Annotated in this window: 15 protein-coding genes and 1 pseudogene; 5 read left to right on the top strand and 11 right to left on the bottom strand. The window is 70.2% G+C overall.

Features of this window, described 5'->3' with window-relative positions; translation table 11 throughout:
• A pseudogene (locus ACGF3J_RS38605) lies at positions 1–375 on the top strand (DNA primase); the annotation flags it as partial.
• Positions 372–1,820, top strand: a complete 1,449-nt coding sequence (locus ACGF3J_RS38600) for a phage/plasmid primase, P4 family (protein WP_393856112.1) — start codon at positions 372–374, stop codon at positions 1,818–1,820. The pseudogene ACGF3J_RS38605 and the gene ACGF3J_RS38600, both read left to right, overlap by 4 nt.
• Positions 1,821–2,439: 619 nt before the next feature.
• Here the strand turns inward: ACGF3J_RS38600 and ACGF3J_RS38595 are convergent.
• From ACGF3J_RS38595 to ACGF3J_RS38545, 11 genes are all read right to left on the bottom strand, one after another.
• Positions 2,440–2,592: a hypothetical protein gene (locus tag ACGF3J_RS38595; RefSeq protein WP_393856111.1), complete on the bottom strand. Its 153-nt coding sequence runs from the start codon at positions 2,590–2,592 to the stop codon at positions 2,440–2,442.
• Between the two features lie 712 nt (positions 2,593–3,304).
• Positions 3,305–4,126 (bottom strand): recombinase family protein, encoded by an 822-nt coding sequence (locus ACGF3J_RS38590; RefSeq protein WP_393856110.1) that lies wholly within the window; start codon positions 4,124–4,126, stop codon positions 3,305–3,307.
• Positions 4,123–4,362 carry a hypothetical protein gene (locus ACGF3J_RS38585; protein ID WP_393856109.1) on the bottom strand — a complete coding sequence of 80 codons (240 nt, stop codon included), beginning with the start codon at positions 4,360–4,362 and terminating at the stop codon, positions 4,123–4,125. The genes ACGF3J_RS38590 and ACGF3J_RS38585 overlap by 4 nt, the downstream gene beginning before the upstream one ends.
• A 737-nt stretch (positions 4,363–5,099) precedes the next feature.
• Entirely contained in the window at positions 5,100–5,441 is a 342-nt protein-coding gene (locus ACGF3J_RS38580; RefSeq protein WP_393856108.1) for a hypothetical protein, read from the bottom strand.
• Positions 5,438–6,235: a ParA family protein gene (locus tag ACGF3J_RS38575; protein ID WP_393856107.1), complete on the bottom strand. Its 798-nt coding sequence runs from the start codon at positions 6,233–6,235 to the stop codon at positions 5,438–5,440. The genes ACGF3J_RS38580 and ACGF3J_RS38575 overlap by 4 nt, the downstream gene beginning before the upstream one ends.
• Positions 6,236–6,497: 262 nt before the next feature.
• Positions 6,498–8,561 carry a plasmid transfer protein TraB gene (gene traB / locus ACGF3J_RS38570; protein ID WP_393856106.1) on the bottom strand — a complete coding sequence of 688 codons (2,064 nt, stop codon included), beginning with the start codon at positions 8,559–8,561 and terminating at the stop codon, positions 6,498–6,500.
• 21 nt (positions 8,562–8,582) lie between these two features.
• On the bottom strand, positions 8,583–9,101 hold the full coding sequence (gene traA / locus ACGF3J_RS38565) for a plasmid transfer protein TraA (protein WP_365739622.1): 519 nt from the start codon (positions 9,099–9,101) through the stop codon (positions 8,583–8,585).
• A gap of 89 nt (positions 9,102–9,190) precedes the next feature.
• Positions 9,191–9,658, bottom strand: a complete 468-nt coding sequence (locus ACGF3J_RS38560; RefSeq protein ID WP_393856105.1) for a hypothetical protein — start codon at positions 9,656–9,658, stop codon at positions 9,191–9,193.
• A 96-nt stretch (positions 9,659–9,754) separates the two neighbouring features.
• Positions 9,755–10,084, bottom strand: a complete 330-nt coding sequence (locus tag ACGF3J_RS38555; protein WP_393856104.1) for a hypothetical protein — start codon at positions 10,082–10,084, stop codon at positions 9,755–9,757.
• Positions 10,081–10,758, bottom strand: coding sequence for an SAM-dependent methyltransferase (locus ACGF3J_RS38550; RefSeq protein ID WP_393856103.1), 678 nt, complete (start codon positions 10,756–10,758; stop codon positions 10,081–10,083). The genes ACGF3J_RS38555 and ACGF3J_RS38550 overlap by 4 nt, the downstream gene beginning before the upstream one ends.
• Complete coding sequence (locus ACGF3J_RS38545) at positions 10,755–11,621, bottom strand: DUF2637 domain-containing protein (RefSeq protein ID WP_393856102.1); 867 nt, start codon at positions 11,619–11,621, stop codon at positions 10,755–10,757. Before ACGF3J_RS38545 ends, ACGF3J_RS38550 begins: the two co-directional genes overlap by 4 nt.
• Positions 11,622–12,043: 422 nt before the next feature.
• Between ACGF3J_RS38545 and ACGF3J_RS38540 the strand changes: the two genes are divergently transcribed.
• From ACGF3J_RS38540 to ACGF3J_RS38530, 3 genes are all read left to right on the top strand, one after another.
• A complete protein-coding gene (locus ACGF3J_RS38540; protein ID WP_393856101.1) occupies positions 12,044–12,790 on the top strand; it encodes a GntR family transcriptional regulator in 747 nt (248 codons plus the stop codon).
• A 358-nt stretch (positions 12,791–13,148) separates the two neighbouring features.
• Entirely contained in the window at positions 13,149–13,346 is a 198-nt protein-coding gene (locus ACGF3J_RS38535; RefSeq protein ID WP_393856100.1) for a helix-turn-helix domain-containing protein, read from the top strand.
• 423 nt (positions 13,347–13,769) lie between these two features.
• On the top strand, positions 13,770–14,353 hold a 584-nt coding region (locus tag ACGF3J_RS38530), incomplete at its 3' end, for a bifunctional DNA primase/polymerase (protein WP_393856099.1).

Here is a 14,353-nt window from a genome sequence, read left to right as displayed (position 1 = left end):
GTTCCGCAGCTGCTCCCGGGATGGCTGCTCGAGCGGCTCCGGCCCGCCGCTGCTGCTCCTGCTCCCCGGCCGGAGCCGGTGCGGGCCCTGTCGACTGCCTCCCGGGCCGACCGGTACGCCGCGGCTGCGCTCAACGGGGCCGCGGACGACGTGGCCGACGCACCGGAGGGCGAGCGGAATCGACGCCTGTTCGCGGCTGCTCGCCGGCTGGGGGAGCTGCACGACACGGCGCCGGCCGTGCTGGACGAGACAACGGTGCGGGAGCAGCTGCTCGCCGCTGCTCTGCGCTCGGGGCAGAGTGAGCGGGAGGCGCAGCGCACGATCCGATCCGGGTGGGAACGCGGGCTCGCCGGCCGGGGAGCGGGTGCCGCGTGACGACGACTGACGACATGTGGGCCGGCGAGCAGACCAGCAGCGAGCCTCCCAAGCCCCCGGCGCAGCGCAAGGTGATCCGGCGTCCTGCCCGTCCGGTCCAGCATCGCGGGCAACTGCGTATGGCTGAACGGTTCATCGCGGAGCACGGCGAGCGACTGCGCTACGTACACGGGCTCGGGTGGCACGAGTGGGACAGCTCCCGGTGGCTCATGGATGAGCAGCGCGTCGATATCGCGGCGGCAGTCTCCACGGTCAAGACTGCTCTGCGAGAGCTTGAGCAGCTCGAGGGGCAGGACCGGGACGATCTGTACAAGGACGCGAGGAAGTCGGAGAGCGCGAGCGGGCTCGAGGGGATCACGCGGATTGCGTCGAGTCTCGCGCCGGTCTCGACTCCGAGTAAGGGGCTGGACTCCGACCCGTACCTGTTCAACACGCCTACAGGCACGGTGCACCTGCTCACCGAGGAAATCCGGGACTGCTCACGCGATGACCTGATCACGAAAGTGGCGGGTGCTGGGCTGGACGATGCCGAGAACGCGGAGGACGGAGCGGCCGAATGGGAGGCGTTCCTCGAACGCATCCTCCCGGACGACGACGTGCGGTCGTTCGTGCAACGGCTGTTCGGCTACGCGATGCTCGGGGAGGTTCGAGAGCACGTCATGCCGATTTTCACGGGCAGCGGCGCCAACGGTAAGGGCACGCTCCGGGATGCCGTGGCGAACGCGTTCGGGGATTACGCGATCGAGGTAGATCCGACGATCCTCATGGAGTCCAAGCACGAGCGACACGGCGCGTTCAAGATGCGGTTGCGTGGCGCCCGGTTGGCCTTCTGCTCGGAGACAGAGAAGGGGCGCAGGTTCGCGGAGGCCGCGATGAAGCGGTTGGTCGGTGGTGATCCCATCGAAGCGAACCTGATGCACAAGAACCCAATTCAGTTCGACCCCTCCCACACCTTGGTCATGATGACCAACCACCTGCCTGCCGTGAGCGGCGACGATCCGGCGGTGTGGCGCCGCATCCTCGTGGTGCCGTTCGACGTGGTGATCCCGGAAGAGGAGCGGGACGGGAAACTGCCCGAGCGGCTCAAGGCTGCCGCGCCGGCCGTGCTGGCGTGGGTGTACGAGGGATGGCTCGCCTACCAGGAGCAGGGACTTAACCCGCCGGAGGTCGTGCGTGTGCGCACGGAGGAGTACAAAGCATCCTCTGACGTGCTGGGCAGGTTCCTCGAAGAACGGACCATCGGCAGCCCTCACGGCACGGTGAAGGCTCGTGATCTGTTCACGGCATGGACTGCATGGTGCCTCTCAAGCGGTGAGAAAGCGGACAGCGAGAAGCAGTTCGCGGAGTCTCTCGCAAACCGCGGATACGAGAAGAAACGGAGCAGCGCGGGGCAGGTCTACAGGGGCCTGATGCTCGCCGGCACGGACGACGAGAACGACGACTGACGCACCTCTGCGAGAGCCCCCTCCGATAATCGGGTGGGGGCTCTCGCACGTGCAGGGGTAAAACGCTCTGACCTGCAGGAGTGTAGGGAGATGAAGGGTTTCCCGGTAATCCTCCATGTGCGCACGCATGGAGAGTTTCGGAAAACCCTTCACAACCCTACACACTAGTTGCGTTAGGCAACCACATTCGGCCCCTGGACGGCACCCGACAGGACCCCTCCCGGCCTCCGCCGGGGGGTGGGTAGCCAAGAAGAGCCATCCACCCCCCGCCGGACGGGAGACGGGCTCGGGCTGCTCCGGCGGCTGCCGCTCGAAGGGCGTGCCGCGTAGCGGCTCCCCATTGCTCTTCTCCTTGAGCCGCGGCCGACGACGTGCCTTCGCGAAGCGTGTGTTCTGGCGCGGCACGTTCGCGCGGCGGTTGGCGGTAGGGGCGTTGGTCTCCCGCGCGCGGCAGGTGTCGCGACCGGTCGCGCCGGGATTCCCCAGACCCGTACAGGGAGACGCCGGCAGCACCTCCCGGTCCGCGGTCGGGCGCCTGGGGGAGTCCTCCCCCACCCCGGTACGTCATCACGTTCACGTACAGGGCGGCCCGGTGACGTACTGCTGCTCCCGGCCGGCGTCACGGCTTGAGAACCAGCATCAGCGCGGTGAACGCGGCGAGCGTCACCCCGAGCACGGGCAGCAGGGAGGGAGCGACGACTACGGCGACTCCGGCGAGCGCGGCTCCGATAGCGGCGACGGTGACGAGCAGGGTGCGGTCGTGGGTCGGCATGGCTCTCCTCGTGGTGGAAAAGGTGTCCCCTCCGGACAGCCGGAACCGTGGCTGAGCCGGGGGTTAGGCGCGCAAGCGTGCCGGAGAGGAGAAACGATGGATATCGAGGTGTCCCGCGAGGAAGTAGGACAGACCGGACGCGCGCGGTTTGGGTGCCACCGGTCCCTCATGGTGCGGCCCGTGGGTCGGTCGGCAGCGTGACGGAGGCAGGAGCGGCCGGCCGGACCGGCGGGCCGCGGCCCGCTCGGGCGGGCCTTGATGGAGTAGAGAAAGTCTTACCGCGCGCGGGAGCCGTGCAGTAACCGGATGCAGGCTGCTCGTCCTTGGAAACCCGTACAGGGTCCGGGCTGCCAATACGGCCCGGTCGAGCGTGGAGGTCGGGGAGGGGCTGCTCCCCTCGCGGGTGCGCGCGCGTTGAGCGGTGCCAAAAGTCCCAAAACCCTGACGCGTGCGCGCGCGTAGGGCGGTCCAGAAAGTCCAGAAACCCGTGAGGCCCCGTGAGGCTTGTCGCTTGTCGCTTGTCGCTTGTCGTCTGCCGACCCTGCGGTCGGACCCGACCATGCGCGTAGTGACCTGCTGCGCGACAAGCGACAAGACAAGCGACAAGCGACAAGCGACAAGCAGGAGGCCCGCGGCCGTTGTGGCTGCGGGCCTCTGGCCTGCCGTGGTCGGGGTTGTGGTCGGGCCTGGCGTTGGTTGGGTTAGGCGTTGGTCAGGTGAGCCGGGACAGGATGCGGTCGGCGCGCTGCCGCTTCGTCTGCTCCCGCTCGGCTGCGCGAGCCTGCGCCGACTGCCGACGTGCCGCTGCCCTGGCGTCCGGGGAGAGCAGCCGCGCGACCGTGGTCGGGTGCCACTTCCCCCCGCGCTTGCTGGGAATGCCGGCCGCGTTGAGCCGCTCACAGATACGGCGGATGGGCACGCCTTCCGTCTGCCAGGTTCGCATCTGCTCGAGTACCTCAGCCTCCGCGGAGTCGACGGTGAGCGCCTTCTCCTCCGCACGCTGCCCGTAGGCCGGAGCCCCGTAGGCGTACTCGCCCTTGGCTGCCTTCGTCTTGCGCCCGTTGCGCAGCCGCTTCGCGATGAGTCCGCGCTCGAGCTGAGCGGCTGCTCCCATGACCTGCCGGACGAACGTGCGCATCGGATCGTCTTCGTCGTCGGGCAGGTGCTCGCCGCGGTCGGCGGTGAACGCCCGGGCGCCGTGGGCCCACACCACGGACAGGATGGCTTCCTGCTGCGTCAGCTCGCGGGCAACGCGGTCAAGGTTCGGCGCGAGGATGCCGTCAGCCTCGCCGGCCGCGATGAGCTGGAGTGCCTCGGACAGTCCGGGGCGTTCGTCGTCGCCGGCCTTCCCAGTTACGCCTCCGTCCGTGCACACGCGGACGATGCGCACACCTCCGAGCCCGGGGCCGGCTGCGCGCACCCACCGGCGGCAGTCCTTCTCCTGCGCCTCGAGCCCGTACCCGTCCAGCTGTCCGGCCGTGGAAACCCGGAGCAGCATCACGAGGCGGAGAGCGGGGGTGCGGGGCGTGCTCACTTGCCCTGCTCCTGCCCTGCTCGCTTCACCCACGACGCGATGGTGGCGACGGTGGACCACTCCCAGCCGGCAAGCCAGTCCACGATCCGCCGGTCGTACTCCCCCAGTTCGACTCCGGCCGCCTCGAGCTCTGCGAGCAGTGCGGTCCGGCTGTCGTCGTCGTCGCGGAATCCGCGCGGGGACTTTTCTACGGGTCCGGCCGGAACGGGATCGATCGGGTACGGGTAGTCGCTCATGGTCTGCCCCCTCATGGCGGCTGCCCGGTCGGCTGCCGACCCTCCGACTGTACACACTTTTTGGCATAGATGTAACACTACTGGTGAGAGCGTTTCGGGGCCGACAGGGACGACACGAGGGGACAGCAGCGGACACGAACGACGCTCGCCGGAGTCGGGGGTGACGTTCGGTCACCGACAGGAGGGCGGCAGGATCAGCCCGTGACGCGTCGACAGCTGGGCATGGGACCGACCGCGAGCGGTCCGGCCGGGGAGGCAGCAGGAGCACGTCTGCTGCCCGTGGAGAGGCTCTGCGAGACGCAGGGCGGCCGGGAGGCAGCGGAGGGCGAGCAACCCCCGCAAGGGCCCGTACTGCGGTCCGCGCGCCGCTCGCTCGGGCCCGGAGGAACGGGAGCTGCCGGGGGCTGATCCGGGGCCCGTGGTCGGGGCCGATAAATGGGCCCACATCTGTTGCACCAACTGTTGCGCTATCTGTTGCGCTGCCCGGATTCCGGGGAGCGTCGTCGTCGCAAGTCGAGCCCCATGGTCGGGGGCCTCCGGATGCCCGGACATCCCCTCTACGCCACCCACCCCCCGCCGGAGCAACAGGAAGGGCAGGGAGCAGGGCGGGTGCGGGGCGGGAGGCGCACGAGGGGACCGGGCCGCCGTTCGAGGGTTCCGCACGGCTCGCGCCGCGCGGCCCGGGCGGGACAGGGCTCGCACAAGTGCGAGAGGTGCGAGAGGTGCGAGAGGTGCGACTACCGGTCGCGGATGCGCTGCTCTACGGCCGGGAGCTGCTCGAGCGCGACGGAGACGAGAGCCGCCATGATGACGTGCTTGGGCTGCCGGGTGGCGAAGTGCAGTTCTTCCACGGCCGCGGCGAGCGCGTCGGCGGACTCCTTGGGCATGTACCAGGACCGCCGGTCCATCGCCGGCCCCTTGGCCCGGGAGGATCGCTGTACGGGAGCAGGGGCGGCAGGAGCGGGAGTCTGCGGTGCGGGGGCGTCTCCGTCGTCGCTGCGCGTGTGGCGAGCCCGGAGAAGGGCGGTCAGGTCCTGTCCGCCGCTGGACGGGGGCGGCAGCTGCTTACCGCGGCTCATCGGCCGGCCTCCGTCAGAACCTTCGCGATCGTCCGGTACGCCTGCGCGTGCTCGGAGTCGGGGGCGTAGTCCACGACGGTCCGGCCCGAGCGCCATGCCTCGGTGACGACGACTCCGAGCGGCACGGTCCCCAGGATCGGAAGTCCGTCCAGCTGTTCGAGTTCCGTGATGACGGACTCCGCAAGCTTCGTCGCGGGCCGGCGCAACAGGGAGACGATGAGCCCATGGAGCTGCAGCGGCTTGTCCCGCAGGTCGGCGTCCACGGAGGCAATCTGCGGGAGCAGCAGGCGCAACGCCTTGAGGGAGCTGTCTTCCGCCTGCACGGGGATGAGCACGCCATCGGCGGCCGTGAGCGCGTTGTCGGTCAGAATGTCGAGCGACGGGGGCGCATCGATCAGCACGTGGTCATAGACGCCGCGGACCGGGGAGAGCAGGCGAGCGAGCCGCTGCTCCCGCGCGCGCTGCTTGTCCAGCTCCCGCACGGCCATGAACATCTCGATCGTGTTGGGCACGAGGTCGAGCCGACCGGCCGGCGCGGAGTGCGGGGCAATCAGGTCTGCGAGGCTGCCGGTGAACTCTCCGATGAGGGCCCGGTAGAGATTCGCGGTGCCCTCCCCGGCGGGGGCCTGCTCGATCCCGAGCCCGTCCGTGAGGTGCCCCTGGGGGTCAAGGTCGATCAGGAGGACGTTCTGCCCGGCCTCCGCCAGAGCGCCGGCCACGTTGAGAGCGGTCGCCGTTTTCCCGACCCCGCCCTTCTGGTTCGTGACAGCCGTGATGTGGGTGCGTGCATGCATGGCCGGAGCCTACGAGTCGCACATGTGCGAGGAGTGCGACACCCCCGATTCGGGAGCAGAACCCGTCCTGCAGATGGCTCGCACTGGTGCGAGGAGTGCGAGAGGTGCGATGCCTCGCACACGTGCGAGAGCCCCCGCCGGGTTGGCGAGGGCTCGGGCGTCAGGGAGTGTCAGGGCCGGCGTCAGGAGGGGGTGTCAGGGGGCGTGACACCTGCTCTCGCCTAGGGGGATGGGTGTCAGGCGCCCGTGACGGTGTCAGGCGTCAGGCGGGTGTCAGGGCGGGGACGATCCGCCACCGGCCGGCCTTCCCGGTCTCCTGCAGTCGGCCCTCCCGGTACGCCTCCGTGAGTCGCGCGGACACCCACGGCCGGGAGAGCCCGTGCCGGTCGCACCAGTCCTGGAAGTCCTTGGGACCGACGATCATCTGCCCGGCCTCCTCGAACTCCTCGAGCGCGCGGGCGAACAGCTCCCGGGCCTCCGCGGGGGACGGCTTGCGCCCGGTCTCCTGCCCGAACATCGGAGCGTCGTCTCCCTGCTCCGGCTCGGGCAGCTCTGCCTCCGGGTCAATGTCGGCGTCCTCCGGGTCCACGAGGGAGCCGTGTTCCATGTCGTCCTCCTCCTGCGCGGCCGGCGCCGTGGCCGGGCCTTTGCGGTCGGTGTACGCCTTCCCGACGACGCTCGCCGCGGCCGACGCCGTGATCGGGTCGGCATCGGCGCCGTTCCGGGCTGCCCAGTCCGCGAGCACCTCGAGCATGGGCAGGACGCGGTCGGGGAAGTGCCAGCCGCGGCCCGGGCTCGCGTAGCGGTCCTCCGGGATGCCGGGGGAGACGACGTAGCAGTATCCGGGCCGGCGGTTGCCCCACGCCCCGGGGTGAGCACCGGAGGCGAGCACGGCGTCCGGGAGGGAGAACCCTTCGTCCCGCTCATCGCATCCGAGCGCGATCACGGACGGCAGCGACGCGCGGGTGCTGGTGCTCATCTGGTCGTAAGAGGGTCGCTGCAGCGAGATCACGAGGGAGATACCGGCGGACCGGGCCTCCTGCGCGATGCCGGTGAACGCGTCGTCCCCGAGCGCGCGCAGCGTGTTCGCGGCCTCCTCCATCCACGCCACGAGGAACGGCATGCCGGCGCAGCCACACGCGCGCCCGTCCTGCCGGCAGGAGTGCGCCGGGCTGGTCTGCTGCTGCGCAGACTCCGGGACCCACTGCCGGTAGGAGTGCGCACCGAGCCACCGAGTCCGGGCGGGGATGGCTGCCTTGAGCGCCTCCACCATGGCCTCCGTAGCGGCGCCACCCTCCACTGCCCAGTCGTAGGCGGGCAGCAGGGGCCGGAAGTCCTGGAACGCTTTGGGGTCGGAGAACCACACGATCACGTCACGGCGGGACAGGATCTCCGTCTGCAGGTTCAGGGCGGTCTCGCCCTTACCGGATCCGGTGCCGCCCGCGATCAGGACGTGCGTGCTGTTGCGCTTGTCCGCGGGGGAGCCGGGCAGCCACAGCACCAGCGGCGAGCCGTCGTCGTACCGGCCGATCACCAGGGGGTCCGCGATGGAGCCGCCGGGCAGCGACGGTCCCGGCCACGCCACGGAGTCCCGCAGCATGTCCTCCGGGACGATGACCAGCTCTCCGCGCCGCGCGGAGTCCGCGTCTCCCTGATAGCGCAGGGCGGTGGTCGGCACGTCCAGCGCGGAGGCAAGCCTGCCGAGTGCCTTGGTCACGTCGTCGTTGGTCTGCTCCCCCGGCTCGAGGGCCAGGGACGCCGTGACCCTGTTCGGCTCCACGGTGGTCTGCCCGATCTGCGCCCGGGCGAGCCCCACCTTGGCGAGCAGCCCCTTGTCCCCGTTGTCTCCGGCGGTGCCGTCGCTGGTGCGCAGCATCATCCGGACGTTCCACGACAGAGCGAGCGTGGCACCGCCCATGAGGTACAGGTCCGGGAGCGGGCCGGAGAGCGGTCCGGCGAGCGCGGCAGAGGTGAACCACGCCGACCCGGCGGCGACCGTAATCGCGGAGTGCAGTCGACGCTGTGAGCTGGTCGACCGGCCCGCCCACCACGTGGCAGCGGTCAGAGCGACGGAGGACAACGTCAGACCCACCCCGGCCGCCGCGGAGTCGGCCCACATCAGGGAGGCGCCGCCTCCGGCGAGCCCCACGCCACCCACCCCCAGCCACGGGGGGAGGTGCGGCATCGCGCGGCGCAGGAGGTAGCCGCGGAGGCTGCCCCCGCTGCCGGTCGCCTGTCCGGGCAGCAGGCCGGGACCGTTGTAGGTCGCGACGGTGGTTCCGTCGTCCAGGAAGTCGGTGCGCCGTGCGCGGCGGTTGCTGGTCATGACGTTGTCCTCCCTCGTGACTTACTGCTGGGCCCAGTTCATGACCGGCTGCTGCGGCTTCCGGGCGCGGTGACGGACGCGGTTGATCTCTTCCTCGTACTCCTGCTGGAACGAGGCGTAGGCGGCGGCAGCGTTCTTCGCGGCGTCCCGCAGAGCGTCCGCGCTCTTGCGCATCTTGCGGGCGACCTTCTGCGCGCGGATGCGGGAGCCGAACGCGCGCCCCTCCGGGTCCGGCACGGCGGCGAGCACGCTCTGCAGGATCTCCGCTGCCATCGCGACCTCGATGGAGAGCGTCACGCCCGCGGCCCGCAGGGTGTTGCAGTAGTTCCGTACCTGCGCCGGGGACGAGAACTCCGGCGAGGGCAAGAGCGACTGCGACGACGCACCGCCCGGGCGGCCGGCGGCTCCCTTGTTGTTGTTCACGGTCACGTTGACCGGCGGGACGAAGCTGCTGCCCAACCCCCCGACGAAACCGCCCGCGGCGGCTCCCACGTTGGCGAACTTGTTGTCCCTGCTGCTTCCGTTGGTGCTGGTGGCCATGCTCGGACCTCCGTCTGCTGCTTGGTCGGGTGCGGACTGCTGTCCGGCCCTCTGCCGTCACCGGGCGAGCCGGGGGCGACAGGGAGCCGTCAGCGGATGTGTGTCGTCGTGCGCCCGAACCACCGGGCCGTGTTGGTGACGTGGGTGTGGTGAACCGCGGTCCGGGAGGGGGCGAGCCGGGAGGCAACGACCGCGATAGCGGCCCACATCACGACGCTGCCGAGACCGGCGAACGCGCTCACGACCTGCCCGGCACCGATGAGCAGCTGACTGGCACCGAACCCGACGCCTCCGGCGAGCACACCCCCGGCCGCGATGCGCTGCGCCCGGGGGTCGATGAGCGGCTGCGGGGTCAGGTCACGGGGCTGGTAGAGGGCCGGGGCGGTCGGCAGGTGCTCCTGGAGTACGGCGACCATGCGGCCCTCCGGCCCGGGGACGTAGACGACCGTGCCGGACTGCTCGCTGTAGAGCTGCACGTCACCGGTCACGGGCGCGGCCGGCACGGTGGGCCATCCCGGGAGGGGCTGTACGGCGGGGGTGGTGGGGAGGTGCTCCATGTCCTGCTCCGCTCTCGTCAGGTGGGTGATGGGGAGTGCCCCGGGCCGGAGTCGATCCGGCGCCCTCACGGCAGGTGGCCGGGGCGGTGGCGCTGATCAGAGGTCGAACAGGGCGGCAGGCTCGGGGGCCTCGTGCTGCCGGAGTTCGCGGTCGGCGGCCCGCTGCCGGCTGGTGGCCTTCTTGTGGCAGTCGGGGCACCACGCGTGCAGCTGCTCCGTGGGCACGGCCGCGGCCTGCGCGGGGGTGAGGAGCAGATCGGCAGGGGCGACGATGAGGCGGTGGCTGCCTGCGGTTCGGTGGCAGCGCATCCCGGTCTTCGCGTGCTGGGAGCCGCACCGGCCCCCGGAGCACTGGCACTGGTAGTCGGCGGACTCCATGACGGTCTGCCAGGTGCGAGCCGCTCCGAGCGGCGGCCGACGGCTCACCGGGCCACCCCCGCTCCGAGCAGCGCGGCGACCTGTACGCCAAGGAACCGGGTGTAGGCAGGCGGGATGCACTCGCGGATGCCGTCCCGGCTCATCCACGGCACCCCCATGTCGGCGCGCACGTAGGGGACGTTCGAGAAGTTGCCGACCGCGTGATACCAGTCGCCCTCACGGAGCGGTCGGCCCATCTTCACGGTGTGGTGCGCGTGCCGCGGGTGCTCCGGCACGGCGAGCGGGAGCGGCGACTCGAACAGCCGGTGCCGGTAGGTGTGCAGCCCGAACGACGCGCCGCACATCATCACCGGTCCCCGCAATTCGGGCCGGGCCTCCTCCACGTTCTCGATAACCCACGGGCGGCCGGTGGACTGCATGGCCTCCCGGGTCGGGCCGATCAGGTCGGGGTGCTCGCGCCCCCGGATCCGCTGGCACGCGCTGTACCGCTGGCACGGCGGGGAGCCCGCGACGACGTCGTACTCGTGGCCGTGCTCGCGGATGAACTTCACCGCGTCCGCCAGCACGAACGGGAACGGGTAGCGGGGCTGCGGGTGGCTGTCCACTCCGGTCACGTCGAAGCCGGCGAGATACCAGCCCATCGCGGCGCCACCCTGGCAGCAGTAGGGGTCAAGGAGGCGGAGGCCGTTCGGCTGCCGCTCGGGGAGGGGGAAGGCGGTCATCGGGCCACCCCCGCGACTGCCGGTCCCTCGTCGCCACGCTGCTCGCGGAGCCGGGCAGCCACCCACCCAACGGACCACCCGGTGGCGTCCGCGAGCTGCCGCACGGTTCGCTCGCCGGGGCCGAACGACTCGATGTAGGTCCGGGCGTCGGCCTCCGCCATCTTCACGGGGTCGGTGTTCATGGGCACGGCCGTGAGCGCGGGCCGCTGTTCACCGCTGTTCACGGCGCGCTGCTCCCGCTGTTCACGGAGAGCCTCCGCGCGCTCCCGGATCTCCCTCTGCTCGCGTTCACGGGCGGCCTGTTCGGCAGCCTCCCGCTCCTGCCGCTCACGGCGTTCACGGTCGGCCCGCTCCTGCTCCTCACAGCGGCGACGGTCGGCGCGCTCTTCCCGCTCCCGCTCCACCTGCGCGGTGTGCTCGCGGGCCTCCCGCTCCTGCGCGGCCTGCCACTCCGCGCGCTCCCGCTCGAGCCGGGCCGCGTCCTCCCGGGCCTCCCGCTCCGCCTGTCGGGCCCGCTCCTGCTCCTGTTCACGGGCGAGCCGCTCGCGTTCACGACGGGTCTCTTCCTCCTGCCGTGAACGCTCCGCGGCCTCCTGTCGTGAACGTTCGAGCTGCTCGAGTTGAACAGCGATCTTCCGCCTGTACGCGAGCCCGGCCTCCGCCGTGACGATGAGGAGAAGGGGTGCAACCGCGTGAACAGCGACGCCGACTCCATCGCCCTTGAGTGCGGAGTCCCCGACGTTGAGGGCGAGCGTGAACACGCCCGTGAGCCATCGGAGAACGGCCGGCCACCCCCCGGTGCTGCCACCGAGCCGGGAGACGGTCGCATCCAGCCTGACCACGATGACGACGGCTACGTCCACGACTACGGGCAGGATCGGTGCCGTCCACCCCCATCCGGCCGGCGTCACCCGCTGCACGAGGGGCGTCACGGTCAGGACGGAGAACAGCACGGCTCCGGCTGTGATCGCCCACGTGCCGCGACGCAGCGTCGTCTCGGCTGCTGTGAGCTGCTCCGGAGTCATCGTGTCGAGCCGGGAACCCCGGCTCTGACCTGCGGTACTTTCAGTCATAGGTCGCTCCAACCAGCGATCCGACAGCGGCCCCGGTCTCAACCACCGGGGCCGTGCCATGTCACGACTACGGACGCCACTCAAGGTTCGTGATGAACCTTGGCGACACCCATGAAGGTACATATAGAACTGATGCAACGCAAGAGATGTACCTTGTGCGTTCATCATGTACCTTGGCGGGAGTGAGACGTACTCGCGAAAGGGGCAAGCCAGTGGCATACAGGGCAAGCGGGGCGGGGTACGCCGACGTGGCGAACCACTTCCGCACGCTGATTCAGGACGGCCAGTTGGGTCCGGGAGACGCGCTGCCGTCCGTCCAGGAGATCCGCGAGCAGTTCAGCGTGAGCGCGAAGACGGTCAGTCGCGCGCTGGCCGTGCTCAAGCAGGAAGGACACGTCACGAGTCGGGGGAGCCTCGGCACGGTCGTTGCGGAGCAGCAGGCCACCTACCGCTCCGGCGCATCCCGGATGGAGCTCATCAAGCGGGGAGGTACCGGATTTCTAGGGGGAGAGACCTCCGTAGAGCACATGGCCGGCCTGCGGTCCGTAGATGATCTGGTCACGGCCGAAGCGTTGGGTATCGACCTCCGGGACGAGATCGCCGTGCGCACCCGCGTCTTCGTGCGGGACGGAAAGCGGAGCGTCTACTCGGTGTCCTGCTACCACATCAGGGCCGCGGCAGCGGTACCCGAACTCCCCAATCAGGAGCCCCTCCCCGGGCAGTGGCAGCAGCTCTACGAGGAGCGGACCGGGCAGCCGGTCTACCTCTCCCCGGAGCGGTACAGCGCCCGTATCGCCACTCCGGATGAACTCCGGCGACTCCACATCCCGGACGACTCGAGCAGCGCGCGGGCCGTTCTCGTCGTCTCAACCGTCTTCCACGACGAAGAGGGACCGCTCGCCTACTGGGAGGACGTGTACGCCCCCGGGCTGTCCCACGTGGCCGCCTCGCCCTCCTGACCGACCGCGACTTGCAGACCCCGGAAACCTGGTGCGCCAGGAGCTGCCACAGTGGCCGGGCGTAACAGAATCCCGCCACAGACGTACAGAGAGGCAAGGGAAGGCACCTCAGACAAGTCCGCCTCTCCCGGATACGGTTCTCCCACGAGACGAAAGGCGGAACGGGTGCAAGCAGCCGAGATCGACACGAGTCGGGTACGGACTCGGGATCGACTTGTGCTGCAACTCGGCTGCGGGACTGTTCCCTACCTAGGGAAGTGCCTCACTAAGGCGCCTGAAAGGCCCTCAGGAGGTTCTGCAGGGTGTCGCGTGGGGCCGGTATCGTCTCTGTAAGCACTAGAGCCGCAGGAGGGCACAGATGGACGCAACGTCCACCGGCCCCGAGTGGTTGACGGTCAGTGAGGTAGCGCAGCACTTCCGCGTTTCCACGCGAACCGTGACCCGGTGGGCATTGAGCGGTCAGCTGCGGATGCGGCGAGTTGGTCCGACGGGCCGACTCATCCGGATTCACAGCTCAGAACTCAACAGCGAGCAGAACCTCCCGGCCTCTGCCTGAGTGCAGAAATGCGTCGGGGCCCGCCGTTGGCGCGGCGGGCCCCGTGAGGCGCGTTCCGGGAATCCTAGTCCGTTGGGCAGCCACCCAACGCAGACCCGAACGCAATGCACTCATGGTGGGGTGCATTGCCAGAGTAGCTAGTTCTTCCGCTCGCGGAAGAACTGGGCTCGGACCGGTGTCTACGTAAGTGGCTGCCCCCTACCTCAGCGATGAGGCGCAGCTATGACACAGAAAGTGCAGGTCACCGCACCTGCTGCCAAAGCGCTACCCACCCCCCGGCATGGCATCGAACGGGACACTCTGTCTACGCCGGCCGCTGCTCCGATCCCCGGCACGTTGACCGAGACGCAGCGGGCCGTGGCCATGGTGTGGCTGGGACGTGGTGTCCCCGTCATCCCCTGCTCCCGAACCGACAAAGGCCCGATGGTTGCCGGGTTCGGGCGGGATGCGACCGCGGAGCAGCTCGCCCCGTTCTCCGACCCCCGGCAGGTCTGGGACTGGTGGTCCGGCCGCTTCAAGCGCGCGCACGTCGGCATCCTCACCGGCCGCGGCGGGCCCGACGGGCGGGGACTGCTCGTTGTTGACCTGGACGTGCGGAAAGAAGGCAGCGACCTCCCGCCGGAGTACGCCTACGCGAGCAGCGGAGTCGACGTGCTCGAGCGGCTGGCGACGGAGGCCGGGGAGGCGTGGCCCGACACGTACACGGTCCTGACGCCCTCTGGTGGCGTTCATCTGTACTTCCGGCAACCGGAGGACGGGCCGCTGATCGGCTGCGCGACCGGCGCCGGGCCTACTGCTCCCCACCTTGGACCGCTAATCGATGTGCGCGGGGTGGGGGGTCTGGTCATCGCGGCCGGCTCTTTCTCCGCTGCGCAGGGGCTCCCGTACCGGCGCACGTCTGCCGCGGACGTGGTTCCGCAGCTGCTCCCGGGATGGCTGCTCGAGCGGCTCCGGCCCGCCGCTGCTGCTCCTGCTCCCCGGCCGGAGCCGGTGCGGGCCCTGTCGAC

The sequence above is a fragment of the Streptomyces sp. NPDC048171 genome (assembly GCF_043202655.1).
Taxonomy (GTDB): Bacteria; Actinomycetota; Actinomycetes; order Streptomycetales; family Streptomycetaceae; genus Streptomyces.
Note: the sequence above shows the minus strand (reverse complement) of the source record. Positions and strands in the feature narration are given on the sequence as shown.